Source organism: Serratia sp. Ag1 (assembly GCF_000743355.1).
Classification (GTDB): Bacteria; Pseudomonadota; Gammaproteobacteria; order Enterobacterales; family Enterobacteriaceae; genus Chania.
The window spans coordinates 98,557-110,966 of record NZ_JQEI01000023.1 but is presented as its reverse complement, the minus strand read 5'-3'; the positions used below and the strand labels follow the sequence as shown (position 1 = coordinate 110,966).

At 54.0% G+C, this 12,410-nt stretch carries 13 protein-coding genes; 3 read left to right on the top strand and 10 right to left on the bottom strand.

Annotation, left to right across the window (positions count from 1 at the left end; genetic code table 11):
- Positions 1–26 precede the first annotated feature (26 nt).
- Positions 27–1,475: a tRNA uracil 4-sulfurtransferase ThiI gene (gene thiI / locus IV04_RS13820; protein ID WP_037394664.1), complete on the bottom strand. Its 1,449-nt coding sequence runs from the start codon at positions 1,473–1,475 to the stop codon at positions 27–29.
- Between the two features lie 245 nt (positions 1,476–1,720).
- On the opposite strand from thiI, the gene xseB reads away from it, so the two are divergent.
- Genes xseB through dxs form a run of 3 tightly spaced genes read left to right on the top strand, consistent with a single transcriptional unit; the run spans position 1,721 to position 4,788 of the window.
- Positions 1,721–1,984 carry an exodeoxyribonuclease VII small subunit gene (gene xseB / locus IV04_RS13815; RefSeq protein WP_037394666.1) on the top strand — a complete coding sequence of 88 codons (264 nt, stop codon included), beginning with the start codon at positions 1,721–1,723 and terminating at the stop codon, positions 1,982–1,984.
- A gap of 5 nt (positions 1,985–1,989) precedes the next feature.
- On the top strand, positions 1,990–2,892 hold the full coding sequence (gene ispA, locus IV04_RS13810; protein WP_037394669.1) for a (2E,6E)-farnesyl diphosphate synthase: 903 nt from the start codon (positions 1,990–1,992) through the stop codon (positions 2,890–2,892).
- A 33-nt stretch (positions 2,893–2,925) separates the two neighbouring features.
- Positions 2,926–4,788, top strand: coding sequence for a 1-deoxy-D-xylulose-5-phosphate synthase (dxs, locus tag IV04_RS13805; protein ID WP_037394671.1), 1,863 nt, complete (start codon positions 2,926–2,928; stop codon positions 4,786–4,788).
- A gap of 43 nt (positions 4,789–4,831) precedes the next feature.
- Here dxs and pgpA read toward each other — a convergent pair whose 3' ends face one another.
- The 9 genes from pgpA to yajC all read right to left on the bottom strand — a co-directional run bounded on the left by pgpA (position 4,832) and on the right by yajC (position 12,388).
- Positions 4,832–5,320: a phosphatidylglycerophosphatase A gene (gene pgpA / locus IV04_RS13800; protein ID WP_037394674.1), complete on the bottom strand. Its 489-nt coding sequence runs from the start codon at positions 5,318–5,320 to the stop codon at positions 4,832–4,834.
- A complete protein-coding gene (thiL, locus tag IV04_RS13795) occupies positions 5,317–6,303 on the bottom strand; it encodes a thiamine-phosphate kinase (RefSeq protein ID WP_037394676.1) in 987 nt (328 codons plus the stop codon). The genes pgpA and thiL overlap by 4 nt, the downstream gene beginning before the upstream one ends.
- Positions 6,304–6,348: 45 nt before the next feature.
- Positions 6,349–6,765, bottom strand: coding sequence for a transcription antitermination factor NusB (nusB, locus tag IV04_RS13790; RefSeq protein ID WP_037394679.1), 417 nt, complete (start codon positions 6,763–6,765; stop codon positions 6,349–6,351).
- A gap of 21 nt (positions 6,766–6,786) precedes the next feature.
- Positions 6,787–7,257 (bottom strand): 6,7-dimethyl-8-ribityllumazine synthase, encoded by a 471-nt coding sequence (gene ribE, locus IV04_RS13785; protein ID WP_037394682.1) that lies wholly within the window; start codon positions 7,255–7,257, stop codon positions 6,787–6,789.
- A gap of 111 nt (positions 7,258–7,368) precedes the next feature.
- Complete coding sequence (gene ribD / locus IV04_RS13780; RefSeq protein ID WP_037394685.1) at positions 7,369–8,484, bottom strand: bifunctional diaminohydroxyphosphoribosylaminopyrimidine deaminase/5-amino-6-(5-phosphoribosylamino)uracil reductase RibD; 1,116 nt, start codon at positions 8,482–8,484, stop codon at positions 7,369–7,371.
- A gap of 10 nt (positions 8,485–8,494) precedes the next feature.
- Positions 8,495–8,944 carry a transcriptional regulator NrdR gene (gene nrdR, locus IV04_RS13775; protein ID WP_037394689.1) on the bottom strand — a complete coding sequence of 150 codons (450 nt, stop codon included), beginning with the start codon at positions 8,942–8,944 and terminating at the stop codon, positions 8,495–8,497.
- Between the two features lie 259 nt (positions 8,945–9,203).
- Complete coding sequence (gene secF, locus IV04_RS13770; RefSeq protein ID WP_037394691.1) at positions 9,204–10,172, bottom strand: protein translocase subunit SecF; 969 nt, start codon at positions 10,170–10,172, stop codon at positions 9,204–9,206.
- Positions 10,173–10,182: 10 nt separating this feature from the next.
- Positions 10,183–12,030, bottom strand: coding sequence for a protein translocase subunit SecD (gene secD, locus IV04_RS13765; protein WP_072010889.1), 1,848 nt, complete (start codon positions 12,028–12,030; stop codon positions 10,183–10,185).
- 25 nt (positions 12,031–12,055) lie between these two features.
- Positions 12,056–12,388 carry a preprotein translocase subunit YajC gene (gene yajC / locus IV04_RS13760; RefSeq protein WP_037394697.1) on the bottom strand — a complete coding sequence of 111 codons (333 nt, stop codon included), beginning with the start codon at positions 12,386–12,388 and terminating at the stop codon, positions 12,056–12,058.
- Positions 12,389–12,410 lie beyond the last annotated feature (22 nt).

Genomic DNA, 12,410 nt, shown 5'->3' with positions numbered 1-12,410 from the left:
GCAAGCCTGCCTGCCGGTACCCGCCTTTATGGCCGATAGACTTTGACGTTGGTGTAACCTTGCTCAAGCAGATACAGCGCCTGCAAACGGCTCATCACACCGCGATCGCAATACAGTAAATAAGTCTTGCTCTGATCGAGATCGCCAAACTGGCTGCTCAGTTTGTAAAACGGCAGCGGTTTTACCTCAACCTGTTCCAGTTGTAGCGGTTTCTCTTCCTGTTCGTCTACCGAGCGGATATCCAGAATCACCTCATCAGAGGCAAACTCGGCCACGGTTTCAACTTCGGTAACCTGTTGCTGCGCTTCTTCTGCGATAGTGCGGATATCAACATTACGCGCTTCACGCACCACACGTTCCAGAATCTCGAAGTCAAAGTTCCCCTCTTCGTCTTCAATTCTGGTTTTTACCGCTTTAACCGTCGGGTTCTTCGAGATCACGCCGCAGTATTCCGGCATGGTTTTGGCGAAGTCCTCAGTGCCAATTTCACGCGCGAGCTTAATGATGTGCTCTTTGTCATGCGAGATCAGCGGGCGCAAGATCAAGGTGTCAGAAGCATTATCGATCAGGCGCAGGTTAGTGAGCGTCTGGCTGGATACCTGGCCCAGCGCTTCGCCGGTCACCAGCGCCTGCACACCATAGCGCTCTGCCACCAAGGAAGCAGCGCGCACCATCATGCGCTTGAGCACCACGCCCATCTGCCCGTCATCTACCTTTTCCAGAATCTCACCAACGACTGGCTCAAAATCGATGGCGACAAAACGCACTTTGTGCGAGCTGCCGAAGCGATTCCACAGGTAATACGCCACCTGCTTGACGCCAATCTCATGCGCGGCGCCCCCCAGATTAAAGAAGCAATAATGCACACGGCAGCCACGGCGCATCAGCATATAGCTGGAAACACCGGAGTCAAAACCGCCGGAAATCAGTGACAGTACGTCTTCCTGAGTCCCGATCGGGTAGCCGCCAATGCCTTCGCGGCGGGATTTAACCAGCATCAGTTTGTCGTCTTCGATCTCCAGATTCACCGTAACCTGCGGATGCGACAGCTTAACGCGGGCACTTTCAATGTGCTGATTCAAACCACCGCCCACATAGCGTTCAACATCCTGAGAACTGAACTCATGCTTGCCACGGCGTTTGACGCGCACACAGAAGGTTTTGCCTTCCAGTTGTTCACGATAGGCTTCCAGCGTCTGTTCGAAGATATGGTGCACATCGGTATACGCACGATCTTCCACTTCCAGAATATGATGGATCCCAGGAATGCGGGTTAATGCCTCAGCGATCGCTGGCCGCTGATTTTCATCTTTGGCACGAACTTCGATAAAATCCCAGTGACGGACCACCGCCAGCGTTTCATCATACTGCTTCAGTACGTTACGAATGTTGGTCGTCAGAATCTTAATAAAGCGCAAGCGCACAGATTGACTCTTGATGGTGATTTCTGGGAACAATTTAATGATAAACTTCATGGCGGCTTTTATTGTCTGATAAGAATTACGGGGCAAAAAGGAGCATACCCATCATTAATGCCTCAGGCATTTGCTGCCTGGCTGCAACTCGAAAGCTATTGGGTATACAATAATGGCGCGAAGTATATCACTAACTGCTCATGCGCCGCGCGCAAAACCATACATTCACGCCATGATTTGCTAATCAAGATCCGCTAGGATAGGCTCTGGCACTACTGTTCACATGATGATGTAAAAAGAAAATTATGCCGAAAAAACCTGCACAATCAGACAGTCCAGAGCAGAACATCAGCTTTGAAAACTCCCTCAGCGAACTTGAGCGCATCGTGACACGCCTGGAGTCAGGTGAATTGCCGCTGGAAGACGCATTGAATGAATTTGAACGCGGCGTGCAATTGGCGCGCCAGGGCCAACAGAAATTGCAGCAGGCAGAGCAGCGCGTACAAATCCTGCTTAACGACAACCACGATGATGCAGTTTTGGCCCCCTTTACCCCGGACGCTGAGTAATTACGATGTCGGATTTTCACCATCAGTTACAGGCTTTCCGTCAACGTAGCGATCGCGCGTTGCTGGACTATATTGCACCGCTGCCATTTAACAACGGCAAAATGGTTGAAGCCATGCGCCACGGTGCGCTGTTAGGTGGCAAACGCCTGCGCCCGTTCCTGGTTTATGCCACCGGGCAAATGTTTGGCCTGTCGCTGAATAATCTGGATGCTCCCGCCGCAGCGGTAGAATGCATTCATGCTTACTCTTTGATTCATGACGATTTACCGGCGATGGACGACGACGATCTACGCCGTGGGCAACCAACCTGCCATATCAAATTCGGCGAGGCCAACGCCATTTTGGCTGGCGACGCTTTACAGACCTTGGCATTCTCTATCCTGGCGGATGCGGAAATGCCCGATGTCGCAGTGCGCGATCGGCTCGCCATGATCTCCGAACTGGCAAGCGCCAGCGGCGTTGCCGGGATGTGTGGCGGCCAATCGCTGGATCTGGAAGCTGAATGTAAACACATCGATCTGGCAGCCTTGGAGCAGATCCACCGCCACAAAACCGGTGCTCTGATTCGTGCCGCAGTTCGTTTAGGCGCCTTGGCTGCGGGTGAGCCGGGCCGGGCAGCGCTGCCGCTGCTTGATCGTTACGCTGCTGCGATCGGTTTAGCGTTTCAGGTACAAGACGATATTTTGGATGTCGTCGGTGAAACCGCGAAAATCGGCAAACGCCAAGGAGCAGACCAGCAGCATGGAAAGAGCACCTACCCGGCCTTACTTGGGCTTGACAGCGCACGGGCAAAAGCGTGGGATCTCTATCAGGAAGCCTTGGCAGCATTAGAATGTTTAGCCGCACAATCTTACAATACCGCGCCATTACGTGCGTTAGCCAGCTTCATTATTGAACGCGACAATTAACGTATGACGTTAATCCTCTGATATGAGTAACGAATGAGTCTTGATATAGCCAAATACCCGACCTTGGCGCTAGCGGAAACCCCGGATGAGCTGCGCTCATTGCCAAAAGAAAGCCTGCCGAAGCTGTGTGACGAATTGCGGCAATACCTGCTGGACAGCGTCAGCCGCTCCAGTGGTCACTTTGCGTCCGGGCTGGGTGCCGTTGAACTGACGGTGGCGCTGCATTACGTCTACAACACGCCATTCGATCAATTAGTCTGGGACGTTGGGCATCAGGCTTATCCGCACAAAATCTTGACTGGCCGCCGCGATCGCATCGCCACTATCCGCCAGAAAAACGGGCTGCACCCTTTCCCGTGGCGGGCCGAGAGTGAATATGACGTTCTCTCCGTAGGCCATTCGTCTACCTCAATCAGCGCCGGTCTTGGCATCGCGGTAGCAGCAGCGCGTGAAGGTAAAGGCCGCCGCACCGTCTGTGTGATTGGTGATGGTGCGATCACCGCCGGGATGGCGTTTGAAGCCATGAATCACGCCGGTGACATCACCCCAGACATGCTGGTGGTGCTGAACGACAACGAAATGTCGATCTCTGAAAATGTCGGTGCTCTGAACAACCATCTGGCGCAGTTGTTGTCCGGCAAGCTTTACTCCACACTGCGCGAAGGCGGCAAAAAAGTGCTCTCCGGCCTGCCGCCAATCAAAGAATTGCTAAAGCGCACCGAAGAACATCTGAAAGGCATGGTGGTTCCCGGTACGCTGTTTGAAGAGTTGGGCTTTAACTATATCGGCCCGGTAGATGGCCACGATGTGCAAGGTTTGGCCGCTACGCTGAAAAACATGCGCGATCTGAAAGGCCCGCAACTGCTGCACATCATGACCAAAAAAGGCCGTGGTTACGCTCCGGCAGAAAAAGATCCGATCAGTTTCCACGCGGTGCCCAAGTTTGATCCTGCCAGTGGCACGCTGCCCAAAAGTGCTGGTGGCTTACCGACCTACTCGAAAATCTTTGGTGAATGGCTGTGTGAAACCGCCGCTAAAGACAGCAAATTGATGGCAGTCACCCCCGCCATGCGCGAAGGTTCAGGCATGGTGCAATTCTCCCGTGATTACCCGCAGCAGTATTTTGATGTGGCGATCGCTGAACAGCACGCAGTGACCTTTGCGGCTGGCCTGGCAATCGGGGGTTTCAAGCCGGTGGTGGCGATCTACTCCACCTTCCTGCAACGGGCTTACGATCAAGTGATTCATGACGTCGCCATCCAGAATCTGCCGGTAATGTTCGCTATCGATCGCGGTGGCATTGTCGGTGCTGACGGGCAAACTCACCAAGGGGCGTTCGATCTCTCTTTCCTGCGTTGCATCCCCAATCTGGTGATCATGACACCAAGCGACGAAAACGAATGCCGCCAGATGCTGTATACCGGTTATCACCATACCGCTGGCCCAAGCGCAGTCCGTTATCCACGTGGGTGCGGCACCGGAGCAACGCTGGAGCCATTAGCGGCATTGCCGCTCGGTAAAGGCATCGTGCGCCGTGCAGGCGAAAAAGTGGCGATCCTTAACTTCGGCACGCTGCTGCCAGAAGCCGCCGCCGCCGCTGAAGCGATGAATGCCACGCTGGTGGATATGCGCTTTGTTAAACCGCTGGATGAACAGTTGGTGCTGGAAATGGCTGCCAGCCACGAAGTGCTGGTCACATTGGAAGAGAATGCCATTATGGGTGGCGCAGGCAGCGGCGTTAACGAGTTACTGATGGCAAAACGCCGATTAGTGCCGGTACTGAATATCGGCCTGCCGGATGACTTTATCCCACAGGGCAGCCAGGAAGAGATCCGCAGCGAACTTGGGCTGGACGCCGCAGGTGTTCAGCGCCAGATCGAGAACTGGCTGGCATAGTCGGCTTACGGGCGCAATCTGCGCCCGTCTGACTGCCTTAACCTCAGATCGGCCAGTAGTGGCCAACCAGGTAGATAATACCGGCAGAGAGCACCCCGGCAATGATATCGTCAACCATGATGCCCATTCCGCCATGCACATTGCGATCAAACCAACGGATCGGCCAAGGTTTCCAGATATCCAGAATGCGGAACACCACAAACCCGGCAGCCACCCATTGCCAACTGTTGACCGGCAGCGCCATCAGGGTGATCCACATCCCCACGAACTCATCCCAGACGATGCTGCCGTGATCGTGTACCCGCATGTCTTTCGCGGTACGGTGGCACAAATAGACGCCAATACAGATACTGAACATCACAAACAGCGAATAGAGCTGTAATGGCAGTTGAATCAGCAACAACCAGAACGGGATCGCCGCCAGTGACCCCATAGTGCCGGGTGCGGTTGGCGAAAGCCCACTGCCAAAGCCTGTTGCCAGCAAGTGCCATGGGTTGCTCATGCTTAAGCGGCTTTTTGCTTCATCTTTCATAGGGTTGACTCTGCATTGAAGTGATCAAAACCTTTCCATGGCAACATAATCTCTTTGTTATCACGGTAGAACTTCAGGCCTTCGGCACTCGGGCCAATCTGGCCGATGCAGGTATAATCCGCCCCCAGATGGCTTAACGCCACTTCCAACGCCCCGCGATTAATCTCTGGCACCGTAAAGCATAGCTCATAGTCTTCACCCCCAGTCAGCGCCCAGCGCAACGCCTGATCGGCATCGGTATTGCCGGTCAGCGCTTGGGACATTGGCAGTTCGTCCAACTCAATGCGCGCACCGCATTCACTGGCTTTCAGCACGTGCTGCAAATCTGAAATCAACCCATCAGAGATGTCGATCGCCGAACTGGCCAGGTCACGTAATGCCTGGCCCTGCAACACACGCGGTTGCGGGCGCAGATGGCGGGCCAACAGATATTCACGAGCGGCCCGATCGCTCACCGTTAAACGATCCTGCAGAATCGCCAACCCAGCAGCGCTGTCACCCAGCATACCGGTCACATAAATCCAGTCACCGATACGTGCACCGGCCCGTGTCAACGCGCGCCCTGCCGGGATCAGGCCGTTGATGGTCAACGTCATACTCAGCGGGCCACGGGTGGTATCACCGCCGATCAGTTGCATACCATAGTAATTCAACTGTTCGAACAGGCTGTCGCTAAATGCCTTGAGCCACTCCTCGTTAACCTCGGGCAACGTCAGGGCCAGCGATAACCACGCCGGATCGGCGCCCATCGCGGCCAGATCGCTCAAGTTAACGGCCAATGCTTTGTAACCGAGATCGGCTGGATCGATATCCGCCAAGAAGTGAACACCCGAAACCAGGGTGTCGGTACTGATGGCTAAAAGCTGTTTCTCTGCCACTGTCAGGAGTGCGCAGTCATCTCCAATGCCCAACTGTACGTCCCGGCGCAGACTCTTGCACCGGTCAAAATAGCGGGCAATGAGGTCAAATTCGCCGCATGCCATGGTCGATATTCCAAAGAAACTAAGGCCGGAAAACCGGCCTTAAATTTATTTTTTCTTGCGGATGTTTGGTGCTGCTTTGTCCAGCACACCATTCACAAACTTATGGCTGTCTTCGGCACCGAAGGTCTTCGCCAGTTCGATCGCTTCGTTGATAGCCACCTTGTAAGGGACATCTTCACGCATTTTCAGCTCGAACAGCGCAACGCGCAGGACAGCTTTTTCCACCTGGCCCAATTCATCAAGCTGGCGTGACAGGTATGGGGCCATCAGATCGTCCAGCATACCTGCATTCACTGCCACACCGGACAGCAACGCACGAAAATAGGCGATGTCAACATCTTTGACATCCTGCTCCGTCAGGAACTGGTGTTCAACATCAGCAATGTCATTTCTAGACAACTGCCAAGAGTAAAGCGCTTGAACAGCGCACTCACGAGCGCGGCGACGAGCAGCAGGTTTCACGGAATTCCCCTTAGACTAAATTCAGGCTTTAATAGCTTTGATAACATTGATCATTTCAAGTGCGGTCAGTGCAGCTTCTGCACCTTTGTTACCCGCTTTGGTACCGGCACGCTCGATCGCTTGTTCGATGCTCTCGGTAGTCAGAACGCCAAAAGCAACCGGGATTTCGGTATTCAGCGAAACATTACCCAGACCAGAACTGGCTTCACCCGCCACGTATTCGAAGTGCGCAGTGCCCCCACGGATCACGGTGCCTAATGCAATCACCGCATCGTATTTACCGGTATTCGCCAACACGCGTGCTGTCAATGGCAGCTCATAAGCGCCAGGAACCCAGACAACGGTGATGTTGTCATCAGCAACCTGACCAATGCGCTTCAGCGCGTCAATCGCCCCTTGCAGCAGGCTGTCGTTAATGAAATTGTTAAAACGTGCAATTGCGATCGCCACACGGGCATTCGGAGTAGCAACAACACCTTCGATAACTTTCATGGGCTTTCCTTAAAAATGGGTTCAGTACCCCGCAGGGGGGCGGATTCTATCATATTCTTTACCTGCCTGCGCGGCGGTTTTGTAAAACCTTAGCAGCACGGCAGGCGAAGCTCATATTTGAAGTTTGGCTTTCAAACGCAAACGCAGATCGGGGCCGATCTGACGCACTTCGCTGAAGACAAATTCCGGCGCATCGGCCAGTTGTTCCAGGCCCGGCAACTGGCACAGGCCACGGCCGCTATCGCCCAGCAATTTTGGCGCAACGTATACAATAAGCTCGTCCACCAGCCCGGCTTGCAGCAATGCACCGGCCAGTTTGGCACCGGCTTCAACCCAGATGGAATTCACCTGGCGCTTGGCCAGTTGCATCATCATCACCACCAGATCGATACCGCCAGCGTGAGCCGGAAACGACAGTTGCTCGACGCTCTGTGGCCATATCTGCTCATCCGGTTGCAAACGTGCCAGCCAGGTTGCTCCCGACTGTTGCACCAACCGATGTTGCGGTGTCACCCGGTTCTGGCTGTCGAGGATGATCCTCACTGGCTGCCGCAGGTCTTCACGCGGGTAAACCAATTGGGTTGCGCTATCGAGCTCATCCCAACGCACCGTCAATGCAGGGTTGTCGGCCAGCACGGTGGCGCTGGTGCTAAGAATAGCCGAGCTTTCAGCCCGCAAACGCTGCACATCCTGCCTGGCCTGTGGCGAGGTGATCCACTGGCTTTCTCCTGATGCCATCGCCGTGCGGCCATCCAGCGATGCCCCTAACTTCAACTGCACATAAGGGAACCCGGTACGCATACGCTTCAAAAAACCCAGATTGACCGCTTCGGCCTCTGCCAGCATCACGCCATGATGAACGTCGATACCCGCCTGTTGTAATCTGTACAACCCACGCCCTGCCACCTGCGGATTAGGATCCTGCATGGCAGCCACCACACGGCTGACGCCTGCGGCCACCAGCGCCTCGGCACAAGGTGGCGTGCGGCCATGATGGCTGCAGGGTTCCAGTGTCACATAAGCCGTGGCACCGCGAGCCTGCTCGCCCGCCATACGCAAAGCATGAACTTCTGCATGAGGTTCACCAGCGCGTAAATGGTAGCCTTCACCGACAATGTGGCCATCGCGCACGATAACGCAACCGACGTTAGGGTTAGGTGTAGTGGTAAAACGCCCTAAACGCGCCAGCTCAAAAGCGCGTGCCATGTAAAACTCATCGCTCTGCATGAGGTTCCTGTTAATCCTGCAGTTTGGCGATCTCTTCGCCAAACTCACGGATATCTTCAAAGCTGCGGTACACCGAGGCAAAACGGATGTAAGCCACTTTATCCAGCTTCTTCAGCTCATCCATTACCAGATTCCCCACCATTTTGGTCGGCACCTCGCGCTCGCCGGTAGCGCGCAGTTGGGATTTGATGTGGCTGATGGCACTTTCCACATCGTCAGCACTGACCGGGCGCTTTTCCAGCGCTTTCAGCATGCCACGGCGCAGTTTATCTTCGTTAAAAGGTTCACGAACCTCATCGCTTTTAACCACTCGCGGCATCACCAATTCTGCAACTTCGAAAGTAGTAAAACGTTCGTTACAAACCAGACATTGGCGACGACGGCGCACCTGCGATCCATCCCCCACCAGGCGAGAATCAATAACTTTGGTATCAACGGCAGCGCAGAAAGGGCAATGCATAACTCGTCCTGATAAACGTTTTTATAGTTAAGAACAGTTTACCCCGAAGTTCAGCCACAACAAAGGCTAGCGGGCATTTGTTACAAACCTCTGCCACAAACGTACATAAACCCGCCACAAAACCGGGATATATCTCTCTTTCTCTAGCGATATCATTAAATTGACAATGAGTTCACCTGCTTACCACTACCTACCGCAGATAAAGAAAAAGCGCCAAATGGCGCTTTTTCTATTCAGCTGAACGTACAGCAGATTAGCTTTACGGCAGGATCGAAGGCTGGTCTGCGCCCTCTTTCTCTACTTTCTGCTGCAGCATGTGCTCACGTTTCATACCCAGTTTCAACGCCAGCGCGGACGCAACGTAGATAGAAGATATGGTACCGATGGACACACCAATCAGCATGGTCAGTGAGAAGCCCTGCAGCATCGCGCCGCCAAAGATATACAGCATCAGAACCACCATCAGCGTAGTGGCAGACGTCATAATGGTACGGCTTAGCGTCTGGGTCAGCGACACGTTCATGATTTCGTAAGGCGTTCCGCGACGAATTTTGCGGAAGTTCTCACGAATACGGTCAGAAACCACGATACTATCGTTTAGCGAGTAACCGATAACCGACATCAAAGAAGCGACAATCGTCAGGTCGATTTCAATATGGAACAGCGACAGCACCCCCATAGTGATGACCACGTCGTGCGCCAGAGCGATAACCGCCCCCAGCGCCAAACGCCATTCGAAGCGGAAGCCAACGTAAATCAGAATACAAATCAGCGCCACCAGCAGCGCCATGCCGCCGGTTTGTGCCAGTTCAGCCCCCACGCTCGGGCCGACAAATTCAATACGTTTGACGGTCGCATTCTTGTCAACGGCTTCGTTGATGACGCCGATCACTTTATTACCCAGTTCCTGGCCTGCGGTGCCGGTCGCAGGTGGCATACGCACCATCACGTCACGGCTGCTGCCAAAGTTCTGAATAATCGGATCTTTAAACCCGGCTTTTTCCAGCGTATCGCGCATCAGATCGAGATTCGCCGGTTTTTCCAGGTTGATTTCAATCACCGTACCACCAGTGAAATCCAGACCCCAGTTAAAACCGCGAACCGACATAATGGCGATTGACGCGATCAACAGCACTAACGAGATGCCGAAGGCCACGTAATCCCAGCGCATAAAGTCATAGACTTTACGGCCATAGTTGAGTTGTTCAACAGTATAATCCTGTGCCACAACGCACTCCTCAGATAGACAGCTTGTTAATGCGCTTGCCGCCGTAAAGCAGGTTGACGATGGCACGGGTACCGACAATCGCGGTGAACATGGACGTCGCCACACCGATCGCCGTAGTAATCGCAAAGCCCTTAATCGAACCGGTACCCACTGCGTACAGAATGACTGCGGTAATCAGAGTGGTGAGGTTCGCATCCACAATACTGGAGAACGCGCCTTTATAGCCCTCATGGATCGCCTGTTGAATGGACCGCCCATTCTTCAGCTCCTCCTTGATACGTTCGTTTATCAGTACGTTGGCATCGACCGCCACCGCCAGCGTCAGCACGATACCGGCGATCCCCGGCATTGTCAGCGTTGCCCCTGGCAACAGTGACATCACGCCGACAATCAGAACCAGGTTAGCTATCAGCGCACTTGAGGCGATCAGGCCAAACTTGCGATACCAGATCACCATAAACACGATGGATGACATCAGGCCCCACAGACAGGCTTCAAGCCCTTGGGTGATGTTCTGCTGACCCAGCGTTGGGCCGATAGTCCGCTCTTCCACAATCTGAATAGGCGCAATCAACGCACCAGCACGTAACAGCAGTGAAAGCTGACGGGCTTCATTCGGGTTGTTGATACCGGTAATCCGGAAGCTGTTACCCAAGCGTGACTGAATGTTCGCCACGTTGATCACTTCTTCCTGCTTCACCAGAACCGACCGGCCATTAGCGTCTTTCTTGCCGCTGTCTTTGTACTCCACAAACAGGGTCGCCATCGGTTTACCGATGCTGTCCTTGGTGAAGTTGGACATCGCGGTGCCACCGGCACTGTCCAGCGAGATATTAACCTGCGGCTGGTTGTACTCATCGGTGCTGGAGGTGGAATCGGTGATGTGGTCACCGGTCAGGATCACACGTTTGTATAGCACGATCGGCTGCCCATCACGGGTGAACTTCACCTCAGAATCACCCGGCACGCGGCCATTGGCTGCCGCAGTAGCATCCGCATTGGTATTGACTAGGCGGAATTCCAGGGTAGCGGTTGCCCCGAGGATTTCTTTAGCCCGAGCCGTATCCTGAATACCCGGCAGTTCGACCACGATGCGGTCTGCCCCTTGGCGCTGTACCAACGGCTCAGCAACACCAAGCTGGTTGACACGGTTACGCAGGATAGTGATGTTCTGCTGCACCGCATACTCACGCGCTTCGCTCAGACGAGCATCGGTCAGCGTCGCTTTCAGTGTATTAGGGCCACTGGCAGAAAGCACCAGATCGCGCTGGCGTGGCGTCATGTAGCTGATCGCCTGATCGCGCGCAGCATCGTCACGAAAGCGGACTTCTACGCCGTTGTTTTCCAGCTTGCGGATTGCAGCATAAGGAATGCCCTTTTCACGCAGTTCACTGCGCAGGGTATCCATGGTCTGTTCTTGCAGCTTGCTGAGCGCGGTATCCATATCAACTTCCATCAGGAAGTGCACACCACCACGCAAATCCAGCCCCAGCTTCATCGGCTCAGCGTTCAGCAAAGTCAGCCAACGCGGAGTCGCCGGAGCAAGGTTCAGCGCCACGACATATTTGTCACCCAGTTCCGCCATCAAGGCTTCACGGGCGCGCAGTTGAACGTCAGGATCTTTAAAGCGAGCCAGGATGGCACCGTTTTCCAGCGCAATTGACTTGCTCGCAATATTATCTTTTTCTAATACGTTACGGACTTGGTCCAGCGTAGCTTCACTGGCGGCGACACCGCGCGCGCCAGTGATTTGTACGGCCGGATCCTCACCGTAAATGTTGGGAAGTGCATAAAGCAGACCGATGAAGATCACCACGATCAGCATCAGATACTTCCACAAAGGATAACGGTTTAGCACGGCAATTCCCTTAGGGAAAACAAAATTACAGGGCCTTCATCGTACCTTTCGGCAGAACGGCCGCCACGAAGTCACGCTTGATCATCACTTCCGTGGTGTCATTCAGCGCAATGGCAATGATTCCGGTGTCAGCCACTTTGGTGACACGGCCAATCAGGCCACCGGTAGTCAACACTTCGTCACCTTTGCTGATGGAATCCATCAGTTTCTTGTGCTCTTTAGCGCGTTTCTGCTGTGGACGCAGGATCATGAAATAGAAAATCAGACCAAATACCACCAGCATAACGATCAGAGAGTACGGGCTTCCCTGAGCCGGAGCCCCTGCGGATGCGACGGCGTCAGAAATGAAAAAGCTCATTGAAAATCCCTCATTAAGTTAT

What these genes read in the sequence shown, in the direction of transcription:
- pgpA (WP_037394674.1), bottom strand. Translation starts at nt 5,320, where the DNA reads ATGAAAGATGAAGCAAAAAGCCGCTTAAGCATGAGCAACCCATGGCAC.
- dxs (WP_037394671.1), top strand. Translation starts at nt 2,926, where the DNA reads ATGAGTCTTGATATAGCCAAATACCCGACCTTGGCGCTAGCGGAAACC.
- thiI (WP_037394664.1), bottom strand. Translation starts at nt 1,475, where the DNA reads ATGAAGTTTATCATTAAATTGTTCCCAGAAATCACCATCAAGAGTCAA.
- yajC (WP_037394697.1), bottom strand. Translation starts at nt 12,388, where the DNA reads ATGAGCTTTTTCATTTCTGACGCCGTCGCATCCGCAGGGGCTCCGGCT.
- nrdR (WP_037394689.1), bottom strand. Translation starts at nt 8,944, where the DNA reads ATGCATTGCCCTTTCTGCGCTGCCGTTGATACCAAAGTTATTGATTCT.
- thiL (WP_037394676.1), bottom strand. Translation starts at nt 6,303, where the DNA reads ATGGCATGCGGCGAATTTGACCTCATTGCCCGCTATTTTGACCGGTGC.
- ispA (WP_037394669.1), top strand. Translation starts at nt 1,990, where the DNA reads ATGTCGGATTTTCACCATCAGTTACAGGCTTTCCGTCAACGTAGCGAT.
- ribD (WP_037394685.1), bottom strand. Translation starts at nt 8,484, where the DNA reads ATGCAGAGCGATGAGTTTTACATGGCACGCGCTTTTGAGCTGGCGCGT.
- xseB (WP_037394666.1), top strand. Translation starts at nt 1,721, where the DNA reads ATGCCGAAAAAACCTGCACAATCAGACAGTCCAGAGCAGAACATCAGC.
- ribE (WP_037394682.1), bottom strand. Translation starts at nt 7,257, where the DNA reads ATGAAAGTTATCGAAGGTGTTGTTGCTACTCCGAATGCCCGTGTGGCG.